The organism is Bradyrhizobium sp. R2.2-H, from assembly GCF_004346455.1.
GTDB classification, from domain to species: Bacteria; Pseudomonadota; Alphaproteobacteria; order Rhizobiales; family Xanthobacteraceae; genus Bradyrhizobium; species Bradyrhizobium diversitatis.
In genome coordinates, this window is the sequence record NZ_SMBR01000013.1 from 100,061 (window position 1) to 124,254 (window position 24,194).

Consider the following 24,194-nt stretch of genomic DNA (forward strand, 5'->3'; position numbering starts at 1 on the left):
CGTTGGAACGCTCGGTTGATAGATGGCATGGGTCGGCGGCGGGGAAAATCGACAAAGGGCGGCGAGGCCGCATTGCTTATCGTCGGGGCGATGATCGCTGCTGCCGTCGCGATCTACCACTTTGTCGTCGAGAACGCCGCTGTGATCGGAGCAGCCGCCATCGTCTGCGGTGGCCTCTATCTTCTGCTGCGCGCTCTCTTTTGGGCCACCCGGCGCGAGGCGCCGCCGAGACCGCCTGCACGCGAGCCAACCTTCAAGAACGACATTCGCCCTTCGCTAGCCGGAGGCAGTCCCTCTCGGCAGGGCAGTGCGCTGGCCCGATGGGTGCACGCCAACGAGCGAGTGACCTTTGGAAAGGTGGAGATCACGGGCGGCCTTTTCTACCTTGGTGATTGCCTCGCCGTGCCCGGCGGTGTGACCGCACAATACGCGATCAATCCCAATCTGTCTGCTCGAGCCCAGCGCGCGGATATTGATGGAAGCTCGATGCCATATTGGCCTTCCTACGCGGAGATGGATCCGGCCGCCCGTCGGGCATTCCTTGAGTGGATGCTCGGAGGTAGGCGGGATCCTGCTTACGGCATTGGGCTCATCTTCATGTTTTTCTATGGGCTCGAGCATCGTATGTTCGTCGAGCGGGGTGATGACGCTGCGTCACTGATCGGCGAGGTCAAGAGGCTTCTCGCGATCTACGGTACGAACGGGTCGTTTCACCATTACGCCAACCACTTTCTCAATATTGCTAACGTTCAATTGGCAGCGCCTATCGATTTGCCTGCACTGTCAGCGGAGCGTGCCGCGAACTCCGAAATGGACCTCGCGACGCGGTTGTATCTCGGTCAAAGACTGTTGGAGGCACCGGTCTTATCGTCGGCAGATGACGCTCTGCGGTGGGTTCTGGCCATGCCGGACACTCATCTCAGAACGCCCGCGGTGCGATGCTTTGACGAGTTTGTCACTCTGTGGGCGAAGCGCTTTGCTCAGCAATATCCGAGCGGTCTTTCCATACGGACGAACAAGCGGATCTCGCTGCAATATCGCGCTGCCAGTGGCGCATTCACCGTCGATGTTCACGGACCGCACGAACAGTATCCTGACGTGTCCGGCCTTACGAAGCAACTCGATGCCTTGCGAACCCTGGTCGAGGACTGCACAGCCGAGCTCGATGGATTCAGCCGCTTCGTCGGGCGCAAACCAAACCTCCGCAATTCCGTCGTGGCTGCGGGACTGTTACCCCCCGATATTTGGCAACAGTCGGGCTCAGCGGCGATCGATGACTTTCGTCGACAGGTCGAGACGGCACTGGGAGCCCAGGGCCGCGCGAGCACCACGGCTCAGATGATCTTCGAGATGGCGGGCTTTGATGTCGCCAGCAGCGGAAAGATCCCCACAGCTGCTGCTGAAGAGTTAGGACGAGCGTTGGATGTGATCGACGTGGCGCTCGAGCCGGACCCTAGATACGGCAGCAGTGTTCCTCGGGCCGACGAACAGGTCTTTATTTTCAGGGCCGCGAATGGTGGCCCTGTCGATCCCTCTCGGCCAGCGTTTCGAGCGGCAAGAACCCAGATCGAAGTCGCGGTGCTGGCAGCCGGCTCCGATGGAGACGCTTGCTATGAAGAGCTCCAGCGTACAATCAGCCGAATTCGGGCCACACCGGACTTGTCCGGCGTGGAGCAGGCACGTCTGATCGCGTTTGCCGTCACGACGTTTAACAGCCCTCCCAAGCAGGCGCGCGTCTTTCGCAAGCTGCAAGAGGTTGGGGAGGCCGAACGTCGGGCAATCGCGGACGCGGCTGTCGCGGTTGTGGGCGGCGGCGCGAGTATCGACATCGGCGAAGTCAAATTCCTGGAACGGCTGCACAAATCCCTCGGCCTTCCAAGCGAGGCGGTCTATCAGAGCCTTCATCGGGCGGCCGCCGAGCGGGTTGATGAGCCAGTCTCGATCAGCGACGAGGCGCGCGCCGCTGGCATCCCCATCCCGAAGGATCCCGCCAAGCCGGCGGAACAGATAGGCGGCGCTGGTATCAAGATCGATGCCGCCAAGCTTGCCCGCACACGTCGAGAGACCGAAGCTGTCGCAGGGCTCCTGTCCGATATTTTCAGCGAGGATGTGGCAGAACCATCGCCTCCCAAGCCTGATGCCAAGATTGCCTGGGAAGGATTGGACAGACCGTATACTGAGCTCGTTCAGCTGCTCGAACAGCGCGGATCGATGCCACGATCCGAGTTCGATTGCCATGCGAGAGACATCGGACTGCTTCCGGATGGGGCTATCGAGCGAATCAACGACTGGTCTTTTGATCGTTTCGATGATGCATTGATTGAAGATGGCGACGTCGTGGTGCTAGCGCCGCACCTCCGTGGACGCCTCTCGGAGATGAAAGACAAGGCTGCATGAACAAGAAGCCGATTAAGCCCAGAGAACGGGACACGATCATACAGGCTCTGTCCGCTGGTGTCGTCCCACGTCTCGGCCTGCCCCACATCCAAGTCGGCCGCGCGGGCGAAATCGGTGCACTGGTGCGCGACATCGATCGGATCGCGGATGGGGGAGCCGCCGTCCGCTTCGTGATCGGTGACTACGGCGCCGGCAAGACGTTCTTCGCCGGCGTCGTGCGCCTCATCGCATTAGAGCAGCGCTGCGTGACGATGCATGCCGACCTGTCGCCCAATCGGCGCATTCATGCAAGCGCCGGTCAGGCGCGCGCGCTCTATGCGGAAGCTGTGAACAACATGGCGACCCGCAATAAGCCTGAAGGTGGTGCGCTGCAAAGTATCACCGAGCGTCTGGTGATGGATGCGGTGAAGGAAGCTGGCGAGAAGGGCGTCGCAGTTGAAGGCCTTATCGACCAGAAGCTCGAGGCGATTACCCAATTCTCAGGTGGCTACGATTTCGCTACGGTATTGAAGGCCTATTGGCGAGGAAGCGAAGAGGCCAACGACGCCCTGAAAGAATGCGCTATTCGTTGGCTCCGCGCGGAGTATTCAACCAAAACGGATGCCAAAAAGGACCTCGGTGTCAGAAGCATCATCGACGACGAAAATGTCTATGAGTCGCTGAAATGTCTCGGCTGCCTGGTGCGGATTGCAGGTTATAGTGGCCTTTTGGTCATGTTTGACGAGATGGCTCATATCTACAAGCTTCAGAATTCCCAGTCCCGCAAGCAGAACTATGAACAGCTTCTCGACATAGTGAACGACTCGCTCCAAGGCATGACCTCAGGAATAGGCTTCATCATGTGCGGTACGCCCGACTTCCTGCTGGACACGCGCCGAGGTGTGTTTAGCTATGAGGCCCTGCAGTCCAGGTTGGCGGAAAACAGCTTTGCGAGCGGCGGGCTTGTTGATTTTTCTGGCCCAGTGATCCGGCTGCAGAGCCTGACGCCAGAAGATCTCTTCGTTCTCCTCACCAACATCAGGTTGGTCTTCGCAAGCGGAGATCCCGCGAAATTCCTGGTGCCGGACGAAGCGTTGACCGCGTTCATGGAGTATTGCAACCGCAAGATCGGTGAGTCCTATTTTCGGACGCCTCGTTCGACCGTGAAAGCATTCGTGCAGATGCTCGCTGTCCTTGAACAGAACCCCGGCGTCAAGTGGCAGGAGTTGCTTGATCGCATACCGATTGCCCCGGATGCTCCGGACGATACGGCATCGAGCGAAGAGAGTGGAGACGGCGATGAGCTCACCAGCCTCCGACTCAACTCTTGAGGGGGCCTACCACAAACTGCACGGGGCCATCCGCCGATGGATTCACGATCAGGGATGGGATGAGCTGCGCGAGATTCAGGCGCGCACAATCTTTGCCGTTCTCGACGATGACCGCGACGTTCTAATTGCTGCAACAACTGCTGCGGGGAAGACAGAAGCGACCTTTCTGCCGATCCTGACCGCGATCGCTGACAGGAAAGAGTTTGGATTCTCGGTCCTGTATATCAGTCCGCTGAAGGCCCTAATCAACGATCAGTTCAAACGTCTCGAGGGACTCTGCGAGAACATGGAGATCCCTGTCGTCAAATGGCACGGCGATGCTCCTCAGGGAGACAAGAAGCGGGCCCTTTCCAAGCCGCAAGGGATCGCGCTCATCACGCCGGAATCGATCGAGGCGATGCTCGCCCGGCGTCCGGCCGATGCAAAACGTCTGCTGTCGTCGGCTGACTTCATCGTCATCGACGAGGTCCATTCGTTCCTTCAGGGACCGCGCGGCCTCCATCTCGCAAGCCTGCTGCGCCGCATCGATGCCATGTCCCAGCGGCCAGCGCGGCGCGTCGGCCTGTCCGCAACCATCGGCGATTTGTTTCAGGCGGCAGCATGGCTCCGTCCAACCTCGCCGGAGACTGTCCGGATATTAGAAGCGAAGTCTGATTCTCCCGAACTCAAGCTGCAGATCCGTGGCTATGTCGAGCCACCCGAGCTTGATGATCCCGATCACGCCGAAGGAGGAACGGACGTCGAAGAAATGCCGCGCAGGATCGCACTCGACGATATCGCGGACCATTTGTTCAAGACCCTGCGAACTTCCAACAACCTCGTCTTCGGAGGTTCACGGCGTACCGTCGAGTCCACTGCCGATCGCCTGCGCAGGAGGTCGGACAAGGCAGATGTGCCGAACGAGTTCTTTCCCCATCACGGCAGTCTTTCCAAGACCCTTCGGGAAGAGCTGGAGGATCGACTTAAGGATGGAAAATTGCCGACGACCGCGATCTGTACCTCGACCCTAGAGCTGGGTGTCGATATCGGATCGGTCAAATCGGTTGCCCAAATCGGGGCACCTCGCTCGCTTTCGTCGCTGAAGCAGAGGCTCGGTAGAACGGGTCGGCGGAAAGGCGTACCGTCGGTCCTTCGTGTCTATGTGCGTGAGCCGAACATTGATCAACGTTCCGGCGTGATCGACCGGCTCAGGCCGAATACCATCCGCTCGGTCGCCGTCATTCGGCTGCTGCTGCAAAAATTCGTCGAGCCGGCCGGCCAGGTGCCGGAGGTCGCTTCAACCTTGATCCACCAGATCCTCTCTGTCATCGCTGAACGGGGTGGGATCAGGGCGCGGCCACTCTACGATCTCTTGTGCGGGGCGGGGCCTTTCGCCGCCATCTCGACCGGAGAATTTGCAGATCTCCTTCGTCATCTCGCTTCCGACACGATCCGCTTCATTGAGCAATCGGGTGATGGCCTGATCATGCTCGCAGAGAAGGGCGAGCAGACGGTTCAATCCCGAAGTTTCTTTGCTGTGTTCGAGTCAGCAGAAGAGTGGCGCTTGACAATCGAGGGCAAGACCCTCGGTACGCTGCCAATATCTTTCCCGGTCCATAAAGACGGTCTTGTGGTGTTTGCGGGCCGCAGATGGATCATCAACGATGTCGACGAAAAGACCAACACCCTCTTCGTGGCCCCGCATCCGGGAGGCGTCGTACCCCGGTTTGAACGTGCCGACGGCGAGCGCCTGCATGACCGGCTGGCTGCCGAGATGCGTAATGTCTATCTGTCCACTGACGAGCCACCATATCTCGACGATAAGGCGCGGGAGCTCTTGGCTGAGGGGCGAGAAACGTTCCGTGAGCTTGACCTCGAAAAGCGAAGGGTCGTCGAAGAAGAGCGTGATCTGCACCTGTTCCTCTGGCGGGGCTCCCAAGCAACCGCTGTGTTTGGAGCCGCGGCGGCCATGGCGGGACTGCCGGGGCAAGTCCATGACCTCGGTCTGACGCTTGCCAAGACAAACGCAACTGAGGCTTTGCCGAAGTTGCGAGGGCTAGGTCAACTTGATCGCACCAGTGCGATTGACGTCTCTGCCTTTGTCGAGAACATCGCCGCCGGTAAATTCCGGGAGCAGGTGCCGGCGACGCTGGCGCGATCTCTATGGGCTAGACAAAACGGCGCGGAAATAGACAATATACCGGAGATTGCAAGCGAGCTGTGATGCAGCGTCAGAATTTGGCGGGGGAAATGCAGAAGTTCGACGCCAAAATCAACCTTAGTGCGGGCGACCTCGTCGGGCACCTGAATTGTCATTATCTGACCAATCTCGACCTCAAGGTCGCTAACGGCGAGTTGGCCGAGCCAAAGATCTGGGACCCCGTCCTCGAAGCACTGGCCGCGCGTGGCGCTGAGCATGAGCAGGGCTATATCGATCATTTGAAATCGGGAGGGCTCGCGGTCACGCAGATCGGCGGGATCGGTGTCGACGGTACGGCAGTGGCAGCCACGCGTGAGGCGATGGCGCGGGGCGATGCGGTCATCGCTCAAGGAGCACTCCAGGTCGGCCTCTGGAACGGGCGGGCCGACATTTTGCTTCGCGTGGAGAAACCAAGTCGGTTAGGTGCGTGGTCTTATGAGGTTACCGATACGAAGCTGGCCCGGGAGACCAAGGGCAACACGGTCCTTCAGATCAGCCTCTATTCCGACATGCTGTCGAACATACAGGGCGTAGCGCCTGTTGCAGCCCATGTCGTGACACCTGGGACGAACTTCGAACCGGAAGCGTACCGGATCGCCGACTATGCAGCCTACTATCGCCATGTGAGAGGCAGTTTGGAGCGAGCGATCGCAGGACCGGCCGGCACTAGCGTCGGCCCCTATCCCGAGCCGATCGATCATTGTGACGTTTGCAGGTGGCGTCGGCATTGCGAAGAAAAGAGGCGAGCGGATGACCACATGTCCCTCGTCGCTGGTATCAGCAAGTCCCAGATCGGCGAATTAGAGAAGCGCGGCGTCGGCACGATGGCGGCGCTCGCAGCCGTGCCCATCCCTCTGCCGTGGCGACCCGATCGCGGGGCCGCGAGCAGCTACGAGAGGGTTCGCGAACAGGCACGGATTCAGGTCGAGGGGCGGACCGCAGACGCGATGTTGCACGAGGTCCTGCCGCTCGAGCCGGGTTTTGGGCTATTTCGTTTACCCGAACCGTCAGCGGGTGACATCTTTTTCGATTTCGAGGGAGATCCGTTTGTCGGTGATGGTGGGCTCGAGTTCCTGTTCGGCTACCTCTACGCCGATGACGGCGGGGTCTGGCAATATACCGGCGACTGGGCGTCCACGCGCCATGAGGAGAGGGCTGCGTTCGAGCGGTTCATTGATTTCGTCGTCGAACGGCAGAAAACCCATCCGAACCTTCACATCTATCACTTCGCTCCCTACGAGCCTGCTGCGCTGAAGCGGTTGATGGGACGGTATGCGACGCGAGAGAATGACGTCGACAACCTTCTCCGTGGAGAGGTATTCGTTGATCTCTATGCAGTGGTTCGCCACGCGATCCGCGCCAGCGTGGAAAGCTACTCCATCAAGAAGCTCGAGCCGCTCTACGGATTCAATCGATCGGTCCCTCTGGAGGAGGTCGGGGTCGTGATGGCGAGAACCCAGGCGCGGCTGGAGATGGCCGACCCCGAGGGCATTCCGGAGGACGATAAGGCGGCTGTCAAAGGTTATAACAATGACGATTGCGCCTCCACGGAGGCGCTGCGGCGTTGGCTTGAGGCCCTTCGAGCCGACCAGATCGCAAACGGGGCGACAATCGCCCGGCCTACCGCGGTGGTAGTTGAACTGAGCGAGGAGCTGACCGCCTGGCAGCAGAAGGTGGCAACACTTTCGGCTCGCCTCCTTGAGGGCGTGCCTGACGACGCCAACGAACGCACGGACGAGCAGAAGGGGCGATGGCTTCTTGCTTCCATGCTGGATTGGCACGGCCGCGAGAAGAAGGCCGTCTGGTGGGAATACTTCAGGCTGCGCGACCTGTCTGCCGACGATCTCCTCCATGAGCGCAGCGGCCTCGCCGACATCGTCTTTCTGGAAGAGGTGCCCGGGAAGGGAAAGGTGCCCACCCATCGTTACCGGTTTGCCCCACAGGATACCGATATTCGCACCGGGGATGACCTCCACACCATCGGGGGTGACAAGTTCGGCAAAGTCATAGCCGTATCACTTGAGGCCAGAACGATCGACATCAAGAAGCGCAAGGATACCGCGGACGTTCATCCGCCAGCGGTCTTTGCTCATAGTTCTGTCGATACTCAGGTACTGGCAGACGCCGTGATGCGGCTTGGCGAGCATGTGGCCGAGCACGGCATCGAGGCGGATGGCGACTATCGGGCGGCCCGCGACTTGGTCTTGGCCGTGGCGCCACGTCTGCAGGGACTGCCACCGCAGCAGGAAGGCGAAGCCAGTCTTGCCGCCGCTATTCGTGTGGCGCTCACGCTCGATCGGAGCGTGTTCCCGCTGCAAGGCCCGCCTGGTGCTGGAAAGACCTTTACAGGAGCCCGGATGATCTGCGGCCTGGCGAAACAGGGAAAGACGATCGGGATTACTGCAAACAGTCACAAGGTCATTCGCAATCTGCTGGACGAGGTGATCAAAGCCGCGGGTGAGGAGCAGCGAGCTATCCATTGCGTGCAGAAGGTTTCTGACGATGAGGACGATCTGCCGAGCCTGACCTTCACCAAGGACAACGGTGAATTTCTCGACGCGCTGGGCGGCACCGCTCAAGTGGGCGGAGCAACAGCCTGGTTCTGGGCCAGGCCGGACGCTTCGCAATGCGTTGACGTGCTCTTCATCGATGAAGCGGCCCAGATGTCCCTGGCAAATGTGCTCGCGGTCTCGCAATCGGCCAAAAGTGTCGTGCTTCTCGGTGATCCCCGCCAGCTCGAACAACCCATTCAGGGAAGCCATCCAGATGGCGCCGATGCCTCGGCGCTGGACCATATCCTTGGACCGCATGCCACGATTCCTGCCGATCGCGGCCTGTTCCTCCCGGAAACCTGGCGGCTGCATCCGACAATCTGCGCCTTCAATTCGGAGCTCTTCTACGAGAGCAGGCTGTTTTCGCGGCCTGGTCTTGAGAAGCAGCAGGTCAAGTCAACAGGAAAGCTCAGGGGAGCAGGCCTTCGCTACCTCCCGATCGAGCATTCCGGCAACCAAAGTTCGTCGCAGGAAGAAGCCGATGCCGTTCGTGACCTCGTGACGAACATCCTAGGAAGCGCCACGACTTGGGTGAACCGGGACGACGTCGAGGCTGTCATCAAACTGAACGACATTCTGATCATCGCGCCCTACAACGCCCAAGTCTTTGAATTGCAAGAGCGCATCCCGGGTGGGCGTGTGGGAACGGTCGACAAGTTTCAGGGGCAGGAGGCTCCGATCGTTATCTATTCCGTCACAACCTCGAGCCACCTCGATGCCCCGCGCGGCATGGAATTCCTCTACAGCGCCAATCGCCTGAACGTGGCGACATCACGTGCGAAGTGCATCTGCGTGATGGTTGCTTCGCCACGTGTCTTTGAAGCGGAGTGCCGGACCCCAAGGCAGATGCAGCTCGCCAATGCCTTTTGCCGCTATTTGGAGATGGCGACGCCAGTCTGATGTCGTTCACCAGATGTCTGTCGGCGAAACACGGACGTGGCAGTGTTTACCCCCGACGATCCCGAGCAAGATACTTACCTTGTTCTGGACGACTTCGGCGGTCGACTCGCGCTTGGCGCGCGACTGACATCGAAAGGCGCTGATCGCGCGCCGCTGATCCGCGATCTGCTACCTCCAATGACGATGGGTCCCAATGTCCGACAACACACTAAACGAGCCGTTGCAGATCTTGGGTTGCGATACTGAGTCCGGCGGCGACCACTACGCGCACGGCCGCTCGAACCGCGTCGATCTGCTCGACGAGGAAGGCGCGTTCGACGGCGATGTAGTGGAAGTCCAATTCGCTCACGACACGGAGAAAAAGCCACGGCGGCGCGACGAGGTGGTGCGGCGCTAGCTTGGCCAGGACGACAAAAATAAGCCCCGCGGATCTGTAAGCCTGCTGCCGATTGGGCTGGATGCGTGCATTTAATGTAGAGTTGGTCTGATCGCCTCGACGGTCTACCGACAGTGCGACCGCCGTCTCGCTGCGGAGATCGCCGGCCTAGCTCGCTCTCGTTTCAACCCTTGGCAGCGAAGCGTGATATTCATCCACACTGTCGAGATCAATCATGGTCTTGCCGCCCATTTTGTAAGCCCTGATCCTCTCGTGGGCGATTAGCTCATAAGCCTTAGTCTTTCCGAATTTGCCATAGCGGCAGCCGTCCTTGAACACGACGAGCCGGCGCCGGTTGTTGCTATCATTGTCAACCATGAGTCCCTGCATGTGCTTCGATGATTTCCCCCCAATCGGATCAAAGCCCCGCTGAGCGAGATGCGCATATCCATGGCGCGACGGTGTCGATGCGGGGCTCGCCAGAAGGCGCTGCCGTTCTGACAGTGACAGGCTCCTGCTGACCCGTTCGACACCATCTGCGCGTGCCCGAGATGCATTGATCTAATTTGTCTGCGATGCCCAACAAAGGGTTCCTGACGCCGCCGCCAAGTCCAGAGCGCTGTAGCGTGCAAATCGGACGGACTCGGATGCGCAGGTTGTGGTCGCTTACGTGGTGAGAGGTTGCGCTGAGAATGTGGAACAGGAGGTCGGTGGTTCGACCCCACCAGATTGTGCCACTCAAATCAATAGCTTAGCTCGAAATCACTATATCGTAGAATTCATTTAGCGGAGGCCATAGCGGAGATTGCGCAGCGTGCCCGCCTAATCGCAAGCAATGCTCGTAGGACTTTTGTTCCTCCCCGGCTTGTACCAAAGCGGGAAGCCACCACATCAGGTATGTGGGGTCACTCAACTTGGAATTTTGGGGCTTTATATGGGGTCTCCGTTTGATCCTCTCTTCGGCAGAGGGCTCAATCAGCCCTTCGGCACGGCGCTGCGAGGAACGTTATTGGGCTCGGGCAGCCCTTACGGTACCATCCTAGGCTCGCCATCAACTGCGCTCTAGCAGTCTGCCGAGCCGCTCCTGCAATGGATTTATGTCCGTGCTCGCTTTCGAGCCTTCATGGACAATCTGGCTATCACCCAAGCTCAGCTCGACGACGGCAATACCAAGCAAGGCGGCGTGCGCGCCTGCCTCAATCGTCACTACTATGACGTCTCCTCCGAGACGGCGAACAGCATTTTGATCGGCTCATGGGGCAAGGCGACCCGAGTTCGGCCATCTCGCGATGTCGATATCCTTTTCTTGCTACCGGCGAGCGTCTACACCCAGTATCAGGCCCGGACCGGCAATCGGCAGTCCGCGCTCCTGCAGGAAGTCAAGAATGTCCTGCTCGGCACCTATTCGCAGACCAGCATGAGGGGCGACGGTCAGGTTGTTGCCATTCCCTTCAATCAAACGCCCATCGAGGTGGCGCCGGGTTTCCGCTGCACCGACGGCAGTATCTTGGTATGCGACACGAACAATGGCGGACGTTACACCATCTCAACCGCGGAGGCCGAAGAGCAGTCGCTCAGTGCTTCCGATAGCTATTGCGTCGGCAATACTCGCGCTCTTGCTCGCATGATGAAACAGTGGCAGCGCGAGCATAATGTGCCGCTGAAGTCCTTCCAGCTTGAGCGGCTGGCCATCGAATTCTTGGGGACATGGTCTAACAATCAGAAAGATCATTTCTGGTACGATTGGATGGTTCGCGATTTCTTCGCGTTTCTGACCGGGCGCGCCAATACCCACATCTTCATGCCCAGTACGGGCGAGATGATCTGGCTCGGTGACGAATGGGTATTCAAGGCGCAACGGGCCCACAAGCATGCCGTGACGGCATGCGAGCACGAAAGAGCGAATACCAGATCCTCGCCGGTGAAGAGTGGCAAGCGATTTTCGGCAGTGCGATCCCGTTATCATCGTGACCGACAAGCTCGTAGAAGCGCTGACGGATGAATGTGAGCGGCAGTTCGAGAATTGCCGCGACACTGCTGTCAGTTTTATCGTTTGGTTAAAAGTTCTGCGCTGGACGCGGATTTTCTTCGTTGTCGCGCCGATCGTCTTCGGCGCCCTGGCGACCTGGAAGCTGCTGGCGGATGGTACCGGGTGGGCGGCGGTCTTTACGCTCCTCGCCACGGTGCTTCCGCCGGTGTTCAAGGCGATCAATCTCGAAGATACCATCAAGGACTATGAGAAGCTGGCGGGCGAGTTCATGAATTTGCGCGAACGCTTCCGGCAGGCGAAGCTTATCGGATCGCAAAAGCCCATCGCTGAATTCGAAGCCGAGGTGCACGCATTAATGGCGCGCATGGAAAAGGCGCGCACTCGCGTGTTAGCTCCGCCAAATTGGTCCTTCAAGCGGGCACGCCAGCAAATCGAGAGTGGGACCTATACGCACGATCACGACTTGGGCCAGCCGCCCGGCTCAAGCTCCAGCTAGAAGGGGTCTCAGGATGGATGCTATCGTTCCTATTGTTGCAGCAGTTGGAGTGGCCATTGCTTTTCTTCAGTGGTGGGCCGCGCGCCACAAACTGAATATCGATCTCTTCGAAAAACGATATCAAGTGTATGTCGATTTGCAGCGGTTCGCAATCGCGGCCCGCGACACCAAACGTGCCGAACTGATCGAGTTTAACGACATTCTAACGCGAGCAAAATTTCTCTTTGGTACTGATATACTGGGCCAGCTCAACGTCATGCACAATTCTATTTGTGGAATAAAAAGCAGCGGCTTTCCCAATGCAGGTTGCGAAATCCTTGAAATTTTCGAGGGAATGGAGCCCATATTTAAGCGCTACATGAGGCTGACCTATAAACTCCCAAGCGCCATCTGGGAGTTTCCAAAAGCGCGTCCGAGAACAATGCACTGGCGGTTCAAAATATGAGCATGCTTGCTGCGCTTCAGCCGAACTGATCGAGTCGACGCGATGCCTGCATGGATCACGGCAATGCCGAGTTGGATAACTCCACTCATCTCGGCCCTAGCGCTTGCAGTCTCGCTGAGCAGCTTTTTTGTTTCTTGGCGAATGTCGCGCCGCACGATCAATGCCGAGCGCGTGACTGCTTGGATCGAATTGGCTGCGACGGGTAGCTCGGAATGGCTGCTGGCCACCGTAAGCGTGAAGAACCCGTCTCATCTCGACATCAAAGTTGAGAAGCTCAGCATTGGTCTTCCCGACTTTCGCCTCGGCGATCTCGGCCAAGCGAGTGTCGATGACGGCATGGGTGGTCGCATTCTGCCGAAAGAGATCACGGTCAAAGATCATCATACGGCGATGCCATTCGAGTTGGCCGTCGGTGCTGGCGAGACGAGTATGGGCAGGTTCTTGATTTACCAGCCAGCGCGGAGCCGAAAGCGGTACGCGAAGGTTGCTGTCATGTACTGGACGATGGAGCCAAAGCCGAGGTGGCGCATTCTGCCGATCACCGTGCGCACGCGACTTGATTTTTAACCGCCCCAAGCGGGCCAGCAGGCATGAATAGTCGGGCCTCTAGGTATCGCTCAACGAAGATCGATGAAAGACCGAAGAGCAGGCATCACAATCTGTGCGGATAGAAACCGATCTCGATCTATGAATACAGCCCTGCGCTGCGATAACCTCCGCTTGATTCTGGCTAGGGAAAAGGCCCGGTGTCAGAACGATGACCGCTCTGATGAGAGGCGAGGGATCGCCCCGACAGAACCCGAGAGACCGATATGAAGACGTGCATCTATTGCGGCCAGAAGAAGGGCGGCAACGAATTTTCCGATGAGCACATTTGGCCGGATGGGCTGGGCGGAGATTTTCTAACGCCGGAGATTTGGCGAACCAATGATGTCTGCCAGCCTTGCAACAGTCTGTCCGGCGTATTTGTCGATGGCTCCTTCATCCGGAGCTGGATCGGAAACGCCGAACGTGCGACGGGAGCTCGTGATTATCTCTCTCCAGAAATAAAAGCCCCGCTCGGCGTGCTGCCGCTTGATTATATAGGCAAACTGCCCGAGGCCGCCACTTCCGAAGACGAAACAGCTGAATTCTGGACAGGTCCCTGCGGTGCGAACGTCGTCCACATTCGCCCGAAGGACAAAGAGGAATTGTGGGCCAACTATGTAGGCGGTGATCCACGGGCAAAGAAAAGGGCAGCGGGACGGGCGTACATGGCCCTAACCTCGCAGGAGCCATTCTGGATTTGGATCAGTCTGTCATCATTCAAGGCTCACTTCAAAAACGCCGAACGCGTCCTCGTCAATATGGAGGTCGCGCAGGGCCTGGAGAAATCATTCAATGCGCTCGACCGCGGAAACCCGGTTCATGACGCAGACATGAAAGTCGTAGACCCGATCTTGGAGGCTGGGCGGAACGGTACGAACTTTCGGGCTCGTGCGACCATACGGCCAGATCTCGGCACGCGTATGCTGGCAAAGCTCGGGCTCGCCCTGGGCTACAAGCTTTTCGGTGCACCGTTTCTTTCGACCGAGTATGCAGGCCAACTACGAAGGGGCTTCCGGGAAGCAGACGTAGCCAAGCGCCGGCAAATCCCGGTGCGTGGCTCCGGCTTCCTGCAAAATGCTGGATTGGGTGGAGCGGAAAGTACCCTCACTTGGACCGGCGGATGGGTGCTTCTAATCAAACGATCAGGCGATGTCATATCGCTGACGGTCGTTGCTCCTTCGGCCAAGTCAATGACGGTGGTTATAAGCGTTGATACAAGTAGTCTTCCTGCTGTTGACGCAGGATATGACGATGGACTCGTCTGGATCACGGTGCCATCGGCCGCGACCGCTATCGGACCCATCCCGCTGCTAGCTTATTTGGCCCACCAACTCGGGGAAAAGGAATGGCCTGCCTTGGCAGCTCTCGAGGCCCGTAGGACCGACCCATCCCGATTGCCTCCTTGCTAGCTTGGCGCGAGGGATGGTCACCCTATGGCCGCCGTTCCGGCCTGGCTGGCAACGGATACCGGTGAGCGCAAGCGAGCAGAGCTCGGGCAGCTACAAAGCCGGCGCGTCCTGTGCTAAGGAGACATCCAATGAAAACCGAGAAAATCAGCTGCCGCTTTATCGGCGACTTCAAGGTCGGCGACAATATGGTCTATAACGCCGGCCAGCTCTGCAAGCTCGCGGAGTCGGGCAGCACGTTCAACAAGCTGATGGTCTTGCAGGCCGGTGCAATTACCGAAGCGGCGCTCTGGGAGATCATTTACCGTGCGCAGAATTTCAACCGCGAGGGTGTGCCGAACATTTCCGAGGAGGACCGAGCGGAAATCGAGGGCAAGAAGGTCGAGCGCTTCAAGGCGATCATTGACGTGATGAAGAAATACAAGATTCTCGATAAGGCCGGTGCCGACATCTACGACGAGTTGGATAAATTGCGCGAGTACCGCAACAAAGTGCATATCCAGCTCGATGTGAAGCTGGAGGGGGTGCCGCGCGACGAGGACAAGGCCTTTACCGATCCAGTGCGTGACTGGGCGCTGAAGCTCAATGTGAAGGTACTCAAGTTCCTGACCGAGAACTTTGCGCGCCCCGTAGATTTGGCGCAGTTCGCGCATAGCATAACCGTGCCCAGCCCCTGACTTGTGGGGTCAGGCACCCGCTTAGGTCCGGGTCAGATCGCGGCCAACATCTTCAAGGCAGGAATCGCTTTCTGAGCTGAGCTTATCCCAGAGGATGTAGGCCTGGTCTACGCGATCGGCGCGCATGACCGGTTGATCGAGTTTTTCAAACTGATCGAACTGTGCGGTTGGCATCAGGCCGTTCAACCGCCCGCTCGCGAACAGAATATAAGCGGACATCGCTTCGGTAACGCGCGCCAGCGCCTTAATCGCCTTGGTTATCTTATTCGTTGTAACCAGCAGATGAGCCACTTCTTCACGTTTCTGCGGTGTGCCGGCGTGGGCAAGATACGCGTGGCTCCATTTCGCGAGTTCGTCCGCGCCGCTATTGTTCAGCCAGCCTTCAACCGTATCGATGAGGGCCAACGGCAATCGATCCTCGCGGTTGCGGTTGGTCGACGCAATGCCTGACAGTCTGTCGAATTGTTCGTGAGCCATTTGCGAGGTGCCCCACGCCTTTGGACCAGATGTATGGCCCCAAAACGCTCCGGAGCCCACGCGTTCCAGCATTTCGTTGTGTTGGACCGCTGCATAGTCGTAGGGCAGCCCGTCGTGGCAGACGTAGTTTTCCCGCGTGAACAGACTGAAATTTCGCCGCACATCCTTGATGAGGCGCCGCAGGGAAATAACATCGGAGCCGCTATCTACGAGACGGCGTATGGCCAGCACTTGCGTTGCGACATGGCCGTTTATGATTGCCTCGGCAACCAGTGAATTGCCAAGGCAGCTGGTCTCATCATCGATGGCGAATTGCGTCAGCGTCCGGAATGAGACGTCCGTCCACACCATTGCAGATAGGGTCTGCCAGATCCCGTGATGTTCGTCCGTATCTATCCAACTCAGCCATACCCTGCGTTTGCCACGATAAGACTCCAGAGCCGGTCTTCGCTCAGGCGGCACATCGCATTGCGATAGCGGCGTCTCATTGTCTTCGGTCATCGGGGCCAGCATATAGCGTGACGGCAGCACGATCATCATCAAAGAGTTCGTTCAAAACGGAGACCAATACCTGCGTACGGCGCTATACTCGAAGAATGCGAATCGAAAGCGCGATAGTGCGAACATTGGCAATTGTGGACAAGGCGCTCCGCAGTGAGTTCGGGGATGATTTTGACAAGCGTTGCCTCTATGCGGCTTTTGCCGTGTTTGCGTTGTTGCAGGATGAAGGTTTCGACGCCCGCCTTGCCGGCGGGGATTTCGTAGCGTTCGTTGTTGCCCGCTCGGGGGAGCGAGCCGGTCTGCAGGGGTTTGGCTACGGTAACGACCAGCCCTCGCATTTCTGGGTCGAGGTTCAGGATACTATTGTCGATCTCGGGCCGCATTATCTGCCGCACGGCTCGTCCTTCGCGGCGGCCGCCATGCCACTGGTGGCATGGCAGCTCTCTGATGGGTTACCGGTGTATCTGCGGTATCGCACGCATATGCGTTACGATCCCGCCGTACAGCTCCAATCCTTTCCCGACGTGATGCCGCGGAAGGATCGCTTCGTTGCCGGATGCCGCGCGAAGTATGCCGCCCAGCGTGGTCAGCCGCGGCTGCCATCCTGGCTGCTGACTGGTCCGGTGGCATTGGAACTGGCGGCGCGTGAGGGGGACGCCTGGGCCAAGAACGCCCTTAGGTTCGCGGCTGGAATTGACAGAAGCCAGCTCCCCTTTTGAATTTCAAAGGTTTATCGAGCAGGCTAGAACCTGATTTTATTAATAGAATATCAGCCTGTGACCTGATATTATGGCAATGAGCCAAGGCTATAACCTGAAAATAGACTTCTGGAATCGGGCTACACTATGAAAATCGGTACACGTCACCGCGCCCGAGAAAGGCTCGACGATCGTCTCCAGGGGCTCAAGCCCGTGGAGCGGTTCCACGCGCCGCCGAAAGGGTGGGTGCGAGCCATCCGTGATGCACTCGGCATGACGGGCGTGCAATTTGCACGAAGGCTCGCTGTCCGTCCGCAGAGCGTCGAGACGTTGGAGCAATCGGAAGAGAGTGGCAGCATTCAGTTGAAGACGCTGCGGCGCGCAGCAGAAGCCCTCGACTGCACGCTTGTCTATGCGCTCGTACCAAACGACTCCCTTGAAGGCGCCGTACTCGGGCGGGCGCGCAAGATCGCAAAGCGCGAGCTCGGCCGGGTTGCGCACACGATGAGGCTCGAAGCCCAAGAGACGGCCGACAGCAACACGGACGAGCGGATTGACGCCTATATCCGCGACAATGTGAAGGAGCGGGATCTCTGGAATGACCGAGACTGATCTGTTTCAGGAGCCGAACGACGCGACGCCGCTCGATCCGGCGCTGCGCGGCGACCTGATTCAGACATGGGTCACAACGCGCGCCGACCTCAATGAAGCCGAGGAAGGAAACATCCTAAAAGGAGCGGTGTGGGGAGGCCGTCGCCGCGGTGGCGCCGAGGCGCTGCTCGACGAAGGCTTTTCGAAGAATCTGCACAAGCAGATGTTCGGCGAAGTGTGGAAGTGGGCGGGAAAGTATCGACAGAAGGAACTGAACATCGGCATCGATCCACATCTGGTTGCCGCCGAAATGCCGGTGATGTTCGATAACGTGCGCTTCTGGGTAGAAAATAAGACCTTCCCGCCCGATGAAATCGCGGTGCGGCTGCATCATCGCCTGACGCAGATTCATGGCTTCCCGAACGGCAATGGCCGGCATGCGCGTATGATGGCCGATTTGTTGATCGAAAAGCTCGGCGGCAAGGCCTTTACTTGGGGCAGCGGCACCATTCACGAAACTGGCGCATTGCGCGACGCCTATGTCGCCGCCCTCCAGGCAGCGGACAATCACGATTTCGCTCCGCTTATGAAGTTCGTGAGGTCGTGAAGGGATGGTAACGAAGTCGATTCCGACGAAAACGACCGGACCTTTGCATTTCGAGGATCTGGAGCCCCACCGGTTTGAAGACTTGGTGCGCCGTCTCCTCTACGATTTCAGGCAATGGCGTGAGCTTGAGGCTACGGGGCGAACCGGGAGTGATGAAGGCTTCGACGCGCGCGGCTATGAAGCTGTGCAAGGTGACTTCGGCGGTGGAATTGATGACGACGACGATGATGATGGCAGCGAGAGCCGAACCGATAGCGACGTAAAGGACCGCGTCTGGCTAATTCAATGTAAACGCGAAAAATCCATTCCGCCGAAAAAGCTGGCGGCATATCTGGATGCGCTTCCTCGCGGCCAACAGCTCTATGGAATCATCTTCGCCGCCGCATGTGATTTCTCCAAAGCAGCGCGCGATGCTTTCCGAACCAGGACCCAGGAGCGTGGATTCCAGGAAGCATATCTTTGGGGCAAGGGCGAGTTGGAAGATATGCTCTACCAACCCAAGAATGACGACGTGTTGTTCACGTTCTTTGGTGTGTCAAAACGGATTCGCCAGCGTTCGCTAAGCGCAGAGGTGCGCCGAAAGCTGGTAGTCAAACGTAAGGTGCAACGATTGCTGCAGAGCATCGGCCTGGAAGTGCTGTTGAGAGACGCCAGCGATGACCGCTATCCATATGCCGATGAAACACAGCGTGAGAAGCTCAGGGCAAGACGATGGTGCATCTATCGGTACGAAGGCTGTCACCATGACGGACTGCACGTCCTAAGACACCGCCATCTCGCATTCATCGATGATGATGGCGTGGCTTGGGATTTTGCCGAATGCATGGACGACTCCGCCCCGCACAAAAATCCCTGGCGCACGGAGGACGACGAGAAACTTATGAATCAAGCCGCGGCCGCACGTGCCAATGCTATGACCATTTGGGACGCGCTGCCGGAGAAAAACAGGGCATGGTTTGAGGAGTACCTGGTACTTCCATACGAATCGGTCATCGACATCGACGACAAGGGCGATGAGTGGTTTGAAGGCCCGCACATTTACGTGGGCGAGTTCGATCCAGTGCGAGGTCCATTTCGTGACTACCGACGAGTGAGGCTCTGTACTATCGGGCAATGGTCGGCGCGGCATGCGGAAGCGAACCCGGAAGCGAGAGTGAAGAAATTTCCTCGCGATGAAGCGCTCGGTCCGTGAACGTGCAACTGCGCGAATATGAATTTGCGATCATTGGCACCCACGCTTGCACTGTCTCGATGCCCGCAAGTAGTTATCTCTTCATAGCGACATTCCAATCAATATCGAATCCCGCAGCCTGCAATTCACGGCTCAGGGCCTGTTTCCACGCGCCGCCGGCATCGAATGGTTCATAGACAACGCCTCCAAAGTCGGAGGGTACCTCGATATCGCCGCGCTTGAGCGCGCAGACGCGTGCTCGTCCAAGGCGGCCGATGAAATACCCTAATTCGAGCAAAACGTTCTGACGCGCGCGGGGCTGGAGATCATCACTGTTCTTCATGCCGCCGATGTCATCTGGCGTCAGCAAAATAACGGCAAAGCCGACTTCGCCGTGTGCTTCAATCTTCTCAATGATGGTGCGGCCTTGGTTGGCCTGTTCGTGCAGAATGATCGCCTCAAACCCGAGCTGTTCAAGAAATCGGGCGACGGACTCGCGCGCGCCCTCATCGTGGCCGTGGACGATGAAGACCTTGCGTGCCGCCGGACCAGAGCGGACCGGCAGCAGAGTGGCTTCTATCGTACCCGTGGCCGTCTTGACATGCTCGATGTAATCCCGCGCAAACGGTACGATCATCTGTGCGGCCATGTTCTGCACATTGGCCGTCAGCTTGTTCCCGGCATAGTAAAACTTGTGCGAGAAATCCATGGCCGCGTCAGGGGTCCGGGCGAATCTGTCGATCAGGAGAATGACCAGACCGAGCTCTTTTTGCTGATCGCTCGGCCATTCCAGCGTGGCGGTACCGACCATGCCGCCTTGTGTCGCTTCTCCTGACTTGATCCAGGCATCGAGATCGACATCCGCAATCAGAGCGCTCGAAATCGGTTCGAGCGTTTCCGAATGAAGCAGGCGCGACAGCTTTTTGATGTGCCGGTCGAACGTATTGAATTCGGCCGAGCGCAGGTCGTTCACGGTGTTTTCGATCTGCCTGAAAATGCCTTGGTCCACATTTCCGCCCACCGTCTTGCCTCCGTCCGTTAGTCTCGCTGCTGCTGCACGCGCTAGAATGTCTTCTTCATATTTCTGCTTGAGCTCAGCCACGAGGTTATCGACCATGGTGCTGCTCCGAAAGCCGCTCACCTTTTGGTCAATCGCCAGTTTCATGTCGGCGATGGCGCGCTCCACGCTCGTTTGATCATAAGGATCAAAGTTGGCCGTCGTGAGCTTCCCGTCGAGCGCTTCGGCGACCTGGCTGAGAAGCGTCATCTCGCGCTGAAGGTCATCTAGTCCCGTGATCTTGAACCCCATGGATGCTCCTGTGAATCACGCCGCAGCATGACCTGATCCCGATATTGAAGGGAGACATCAGCAACTGAACAAGTGAAGGTTTGGTGCTCGTAAGTGATTGTTCCAGACAGAGAATTGCGAGGGTGATAATGTATCTTACGAAAAATACGCGTCTATTTGGGTTTCGATTTGAGATTTAGGGTCACCTTGTTGCAGGCGCAACGCAGAGACTCTGGGATTGGTTTGGGCGAAGCGTAAAGCCACGAGCCGCAGTCATCGCAGCGAAAGCATTCGAGCAGGCTTTTGAACGCCGCGATGACGGGTTCAAAATCCTTTTTGCCGAAATTGGCCCATTCGTTGTAATGCACCGCCTTGTTGACGGCCCACTGTTCAACGCTGCGTGCGCCGTTTGACTCGGACAGCGCCGTCTTGCGACTAAGAGCCTCTTCTTTTGCCGCGGTATTGCCCCAGGATTGGGCGGCGTCCGCAGCTTTGCCGCAGAGTTCTCTCATGCGAACCAGAACGCTCGGCAGGAGTTCACCGAGCTCGTAATTTCCGTCGCTGCGGAATGCCGGCCGCGCCGCCAGCTGGTCTGCAAGGTGCCGAGACGCATATTCAAGATGATGCCGCAATCCATGCGCGGCAGTTTCGACCTTGCCGCGCGAAAGTGCTGCCGCGATTTCATCCCAGATTTCTTCATTTGACTCAACAAGCGGTCCTGTATCAACAGTCCAGCTGTGAAATGCGAGCGATGTCTTGGTGGTGACCAGGCCAGCCGAGCGCATCTGCTCCGCCCAAAGGCGGTCATGAGTCGTAATGATGAACTGGGTGTTGGGGAAATACGATTTTAGCAGCTTGCAGAATTGATAGCGATGTCCGGAGTCGACCGACATGACCACGTCGTCGAGCAATGCAAGCGTGAAGCGATCGCCAAACAGACGCTTCATGAGTGCCAGATAGAGGCACACGCCCATCCCGTCCTGATGGCCTTCGCTGTGATAGGCACCCGGCGGAAACAGGCCGCGCTCGTAAAAATTTACGTTGAAATCCAGCTTGCCCTCGCTTGGTCTGAGCTTTGCCGTGAATTTCACTTCGTCGTCTTCGTTAACAGCCTTATAGTAAGTGCTGAAGTCCTTCTCAACGCTGTCATAGAGCGCATTGAGCTCGGTCTCCATGACATCGCAGTAGGCGTCATAAGCGGCTTTGCCGAGCCTGGCTGCTTTTTGGGCTGCGGTGCCTTTACGCATCGCGTCGCGATAATCATCGAGGCGCAACTGTGCCGTCGTAAGAAAGGTATGCGCGTCTACATGGGCTGTCTGGTCGGGTTTCGCGTCCACGGCCGCTTTAATAGCAACCAACATTGCGGCGAGCTGACCCGGTAGACCATGCCAGCCGCGTTCAAGCCGCGATTTGATGCCGACAAGGCCCTGCAGGTCTGAGAGACCGCCTCTGAGGGTCTCAAGATCCTGCGCCCAGCGATCGAGCAGCAGGCGGGCGGCATCATTGTGCCCGGCTGCGATTTTGGCAACTGGCGCAATGAGCCCGCTCAACCGCGCGCTGTACTGTGCGAGGGTCGAACCAGCGCCGAGCATCTCGGCTTGAAGCTTGGCGGCTTCTCCAGATTTCGACAGCTTCGTTTCCAGATGCTTGCGCAAGTGATCTTCGTCATCCCAGGAGCGATCACAGAGTGGACACTCGGCGCCGTCCAACAGTTCAAGTCCCTTCTCGATCAGAGCGCGGCGCTGAAATGTATCTAGGAGCGAGGGATCGGCTTCAAGACGGGCGATTGCTGCCAGAATGACTGTGGCGGGTTCTGCGCCGGCAGGCCCAATCTTCTCCAAGGCGCCGGAAAGAGCATCAAGATCGCGCAATTGGGATGCCTTGTTGAACTCCGGCAGCTTATCGCCGCCGGAAAGTCCCGCATCGAGCTTGGTATCCGCTGCAAGCGTCGCGATCTCCGGCAGCCCGAGAGCCTTTCGCCGCGCATTGACCGCGCTGAGGAGGTCAGGCGCGCGGAATTCCGCAATCTGCAGGTGTCGCTGCAGCGTGTCCCGACTGGTATCGATCTGTGTCGCCGCGAGCTTTTGTGCGGATTGAAGTCTGTTGGCAGCGGTGTTCAGGGCTGCGCGCGTCTGGCCGATCTCGTCAAGCTTCAAGATCGCCTGAATCTCTTCCGACCGTTTGGTGGGTTCGATCAGGATGAAGCGCAGAATGTCGCGGCGCGACAGTGTGATTTCGGGATGCTCGGCGATTTCGTCGAAGGCCGCCCGGATATCAGGTTCGTTGGGATTGATCGTCGGCTTTTTTGGAGCGGAAACTTTGCGCGTGATGGTCGCCGTCTTCCCAAGTTCCTGGAAATGAACGGTCAGGCTGACGAAGGCCGCGTCCGGAAATTTGGTCTTATCGACATGGGGCCCATGCTCGGCCACGGACAGGCCCTTGGTGCCCGCACCAGTCAGACGACTCATCTTGCCTGTGAGCGCGAACTCGATTGCATCGATCACGCCGCTCTTACCGGATCCATTGGGACCTGATACCGAGAACGTATCCTTGCCGAACGTGATATCCAGCTTGCGGATACCACGTACCTCTTCGATATGGGCGCTCTCGAGCTTGATCATTCGATGTCGCCGGCGTCATCAGACGCGAATACCTTGGCGAAATCGTCGGCTTTAGGCTTCTTATCGGCCGCCAAGAGATCGGTAATCTGTTTGATCTTTCTTGAATCGAAGTCCTCGTCCTCGGCCAATTTGGCGAGGAACTTGTCTGCAATGGTCTTCTGCAACGTGCTCATGAGCCAATGTCGGCGATTCGTAGGTTTTACCGCTACCGAAAAGATATCTTGGTCAGGTTCTGCCGCCATTCGATGATGCGCGGCGCTGATACATCATCACAATACCACAGTGGGCATTAAGGATGGCCGCGGGATTCACGTCAAGCTTCGGATTGGCGAGCTTTGATAAGCATCATGGCGTCGAAGGCAGCGAGTTTGGCCTGGCGGTCAGTCGGGTAGGTCAGCCGAGCATATCGCTCGAAACCGGTTGACGGCTGGCTGATAACACCGCTCCAAGTGTCTCCCTTTCGGAAGACCGCGATGTGAAAGCCGTCGGTGTCGATGAAGAAATTACCATTGACCGACGTTTTCCAGCCTTTGCGATTAGGCCAGCTGCGTCGCCTTGCCGCCGCACCACGCATGGTCTTTTCGCGATTGCGGGCGCCGACCAGATCTTCTTCCATATGTCCGGCACATACGCAGCCGCAACGCAGAATGTTAGGGTAACTGGGATGTTGCATATAATGGACGTAGCGGATGTCCTGCCGCTCGCACATTTCACAGACGGCGTCGGCGGCTCCTAAATCCTCAATATCGATGCACGACCAACCACGATGCGGGACACCACGTTCCGCCCACTTCCCGGACCCGCCGAGTGGACCTTCCTTGGTCATGAGGTTCCAAATATTTCAGTCAAACATCGACCTTGGTCAGACCCAAGACGAATTTGCAGCAGTGACTACAGCTCGCTCGCCGCGAGGCGCGGGCTGAA

At 58.0% G+C, this 24,194-nt stretch carries 21 protein-coding genes; 15 read left to right on the plus strand and 6 right to left on the minus strand.

The genetic code is table 11. The features are described 5' to 3' along the window. Window positions 1-72 precede the first annotated feature (72 nt). The 5 genes from EDE08_RS29270 to EDE08_RS29290 all read left to right on the plus strand — a co-directional run bounded on the left by EDE08_RS29270 (window position 73) and on the right by EDE08_RS29290 (window position 9,735). Window positions 73-2,397 carry a tellurite resistance TerB family protein gene (locus EDE08_RS29270; protein WP_245524907.1) on the plus strand — a complete coding sequence of 775 codons (2,325 nt, stop codon included), beginning with the start codon at window positions 73-75 and terminating at the stop codon, window positions 2,395-2,397. Beyond that, on the plus strand, window positions 2,394-3,707 hold the full coding sequence (locus EDE08_RS29275) for an ATP-binding protein (RefSeq protein ID WP_131872216.1): 1,314 nt from the start codon (window positions 2,394-2,396) through the stop codon (window positions 3,705-3,707). The genes EDE08_RS29270 and EDE08_RS29275 overlap by 4 nt, the downstream gene beginning before the upstream one ends. Beyond that, complete coding sequence (locus tag EDE08_RS29280; RefSeq protein WP_131872218.1) at window positions 3,676-5,910, plus strand: DEAD/DEAH box helicase; 2,235 nt, start codon at window positions 3,676-3,678, stop codon at window positions 5,908-5,910. Before EDE08_RS29275 ends, EDE08_RS29280 begins: the two co-directional genes overlap by 32 nt. Window positions 5,911-5,936: 26 nt before the next feature. Then, the gene (locus tag EDE08_RS29285; protein WP_131872220.1) at window positions 5,937-9,338 is read left to right on the plus strand and encodes a TM0106 family RecB-like putative nuclease; all 3,402 of its coding nucleotides are present in this window, start codon (window positions 5,937-5,939) and stop codon (window positions 9,336-9,338) included. Between the two features lie 193 nt (window positions 9,339-9,531). Then, the gene (locus tag EDE08_RS29290; RefSeq protein ID WP_131872222.1) at window positions 9,532-9,735 is read left to right on the plus strand and encodes a hypothetical protein; all 204 of its coding nucleotides are present in this window, start codon (window positions 9,532-9,534) and stop codon (window positions 9,733-9,735) included. 147 nt (window positions 9,736-9,882) lie between these two features. On the opposite strand, the gene EDE08_RS29295 is transcribed toward EDE08_RS29290, so the two are convergent. After that, complete coding sequence (locus EDE08_RS29295) at window positions 9,883-10,092, minus strand: MerR family transcriptional regulator (RefSeq protein WP_131872224.1); 210 nt, start codon at window positions 10,090-10,092, stop codon at window positions 9,883-9,885. A 715-nt stretch (window positions 10,093-10,807) separates the two neighbouring features. On the opposite strand from EDE08_RS29295, the gene EDE08_RS29300 reads away from it, so the two are divergent. From EDE08_RS29300 to EDE08_RS29325, 6 genes are all read left to right on the plus strand, one after another. Continuing rightward, the gene (locus tag EDE08_RS29300; protein ID WP_283810577.1) at window positions 10,808-11,716 is read left to right on the plus strand and encodes an SMODS domain-containing nucleotidyltransferase; all 909 of its coding nucleotides are present in this window, start codon (window positions 10,808-10,810) and stop codon (window positions 11,714-11,716) included. Further along, on the plus strand, window positions 11,682-12,200 hold the full coding sequence (locus EDE08_RS29305; RefSeq protein ID WP_131872228.1) for a hypothetical protein: 519 nt from the start codon (window positions 11,682-11,684) through the stop codon (window positions 12,198-12,200). The genes EDE08_RS29300 and EDE08_RS29305 overlap by 35 nt, the downstream gene beginning before the upstream one ends. A gap of 13 nt (window positions 12,201-12,213) precedes the next feature. Continuing rightward, the gene (locus EDE08_RS29310; protein WP_131872230.1) at window positions 12,214-12,645 is read left to right on the plus strand and encodes a hypothetical protein; all 432 of its coding nucleotides are present in this window, start codon (window positions 12,214-12,216) and stop codon (window positions 12,643-12,645) included. A gap of 6 nt (window positions 12,646-12,651) precedes the next feature. Further along, complete coding sequence (locus tag EDE08_RS29315; protein ID WP_131872232.1) at window positions 12,652-13,212, plus strand: hypothetical protein; 561 nt, start codon at window positions 12,652-12,654, stop codon at window positions 13,210-13,212. A 245-nt stretch (window positions 13,213-13,457) separates the two neighbouring features. Continuing rightward, entirely contained in the window at window positions 13,458-14,642 is a 1,185-nt protein-coding gene (locus tag EDE08_RS29320) for an HNH endonuclease (RefSeq protein ID WP_131872234.1), read from the plus strand. Between the two features lie 128 nt (window positions 14,643-14,770). Next, window positions 14,771-15,316, plus strand: coding sequence for a hypothetical protein (locus EDE08_RS29325; protein ID WP_131872236.1), 546 nt, complete (start codon window positions 14,771-14,773; stop codon window positions 15,314-15,316). A gap of 21 nt (window positions 15,317-15,337) precedes the next feature. Here EDE08_RS29325 and EDE08_RS29330 read toward each other — a convergent pair whose 3' ends face one another. Beyond that, on the minus strand, window positions 15,338-16,333 hold the full coding sequence (locus EDE08_RS29330) for an AbiU2 domain-containing protein (protein WP_131872238.1): 996 nt from the start codon (window positions 16,331-16,333) through the stop codon (window positions 15,338-15,340). 86 nt (window positions 16,334-16,419) lie between these two features. Between EDE08_RS29330 and EDE08_RS29335 the strand changes: the two genes are divergently transcribed. The 4 genes from EDE08_RS29335 to EDE08_RS29350 all read left to right on the plus strand — a co-directional run bounded on the left by EDE08_RS29335 (window position 16,420) and on the right by EDE08_RS29350 (window position 19,382). Beyond that, on the plus strand, window positions 16,420-17,013 hold the full coding sequence (locus EDE08_RS29335; protein ID WP_131872240.1) for a hypothetical protein: 594 nt from the start codon (window positions 16,420-16,422) through the stop codon (window positions 17,011-17,013). A 126-nt stretch (window positions 17,014-17,139) separates the two neighbouring features. Beyond that, window positions 17,140-17,604, plus strand: a complete 465-nt coding sequence (locus EDE08_RS29340) for a mobile mystery protein A (RefSeq protein WP_131872242.1) — start codon at window positions 17,140-17,142, stop codon at window positions 17,602-17,604. Further along, a complete protein-coding gene (locus EDE08_RS29345) occupies window positions 17,591-18,190 on the plus strand; it encodes a mobile mystery protein B (protein ID WP_131872244.1) in 600 nt (199 codons plus the stop codon). The genes EDE08_RS29340 and EDE08_RS29345 overlap by 14 nt, the downstream gene beginning before the upstream one ends. Before the next feature lie 4 nt (window positions 18,191-18,194). Then, the gene (locus EDE08_RS29350) at window positions 18,195-19,382 is read left to right on the plus strand and encodes a restriction endonuclease (protein WP_131872246.1); all 1,188 of its coding nucleotides are present in this window, start codon (window positions 18,195-18,197) and stop codon (window positions 19,380-19,382) included. 73 nt (window positions 19,383-19,455) lie between these two features. Here the strand turns inward: EDE08_RS29350 and EDE08_RS29355 are convergent, their stop codons facing one another. From EDE08_RS29355 to EDE08_RS29365, 4 genes are all read right to left on the minus strand, one after another. After that, window positions 19,456-20,670, minus strand: coding sequence for a YuaX family protein (locus tag EDE08_RS29355; RefSeq protein ID WP_245524908.1), 1,215 nt, complete (start codon window positions 20,668-20,670; stop codon window positions 19,456-19,458). 152 nt (window positions 20,671-20,822) lie between these two features. Then, entirely contained in the window at window positions 20,823-23,270 is a 2,448-nt protein-coding gene (locus tag EDE08_RS29360; protein WP_131872248.1) for an AAA family ATPase, read from the minus strand. Continuing rightward, complete coding sequence (locus tag EDE08_RS38645; RefSeq protein ID WP_165936254.1) at window positions 23,267-23,443, minus strand: hypothetical protein; 177 nt, start codon at window positions 23,441-23,443, stop codon at window positions 23,267-23,269. Before EDE08_RS38645 ends, EDE08_RS29360 begins: the two co-directional genes overlap by 4 nt. 140 nt (window positions 23,444-23,583) lie before the next feature. Then, window positions 23,584-24,096 (minus strand): hypothetical protein, encoded by a 513-nt coding sequence (locus EDE08_RS29365; protein ID WP_131872250.1) that lies wholly within the window; start codon window positions 24,094-24,096, stop codon window positions 23,584-23,586. Window positions 24,097-24,194 lie beyond the last annotated feature (98 nt).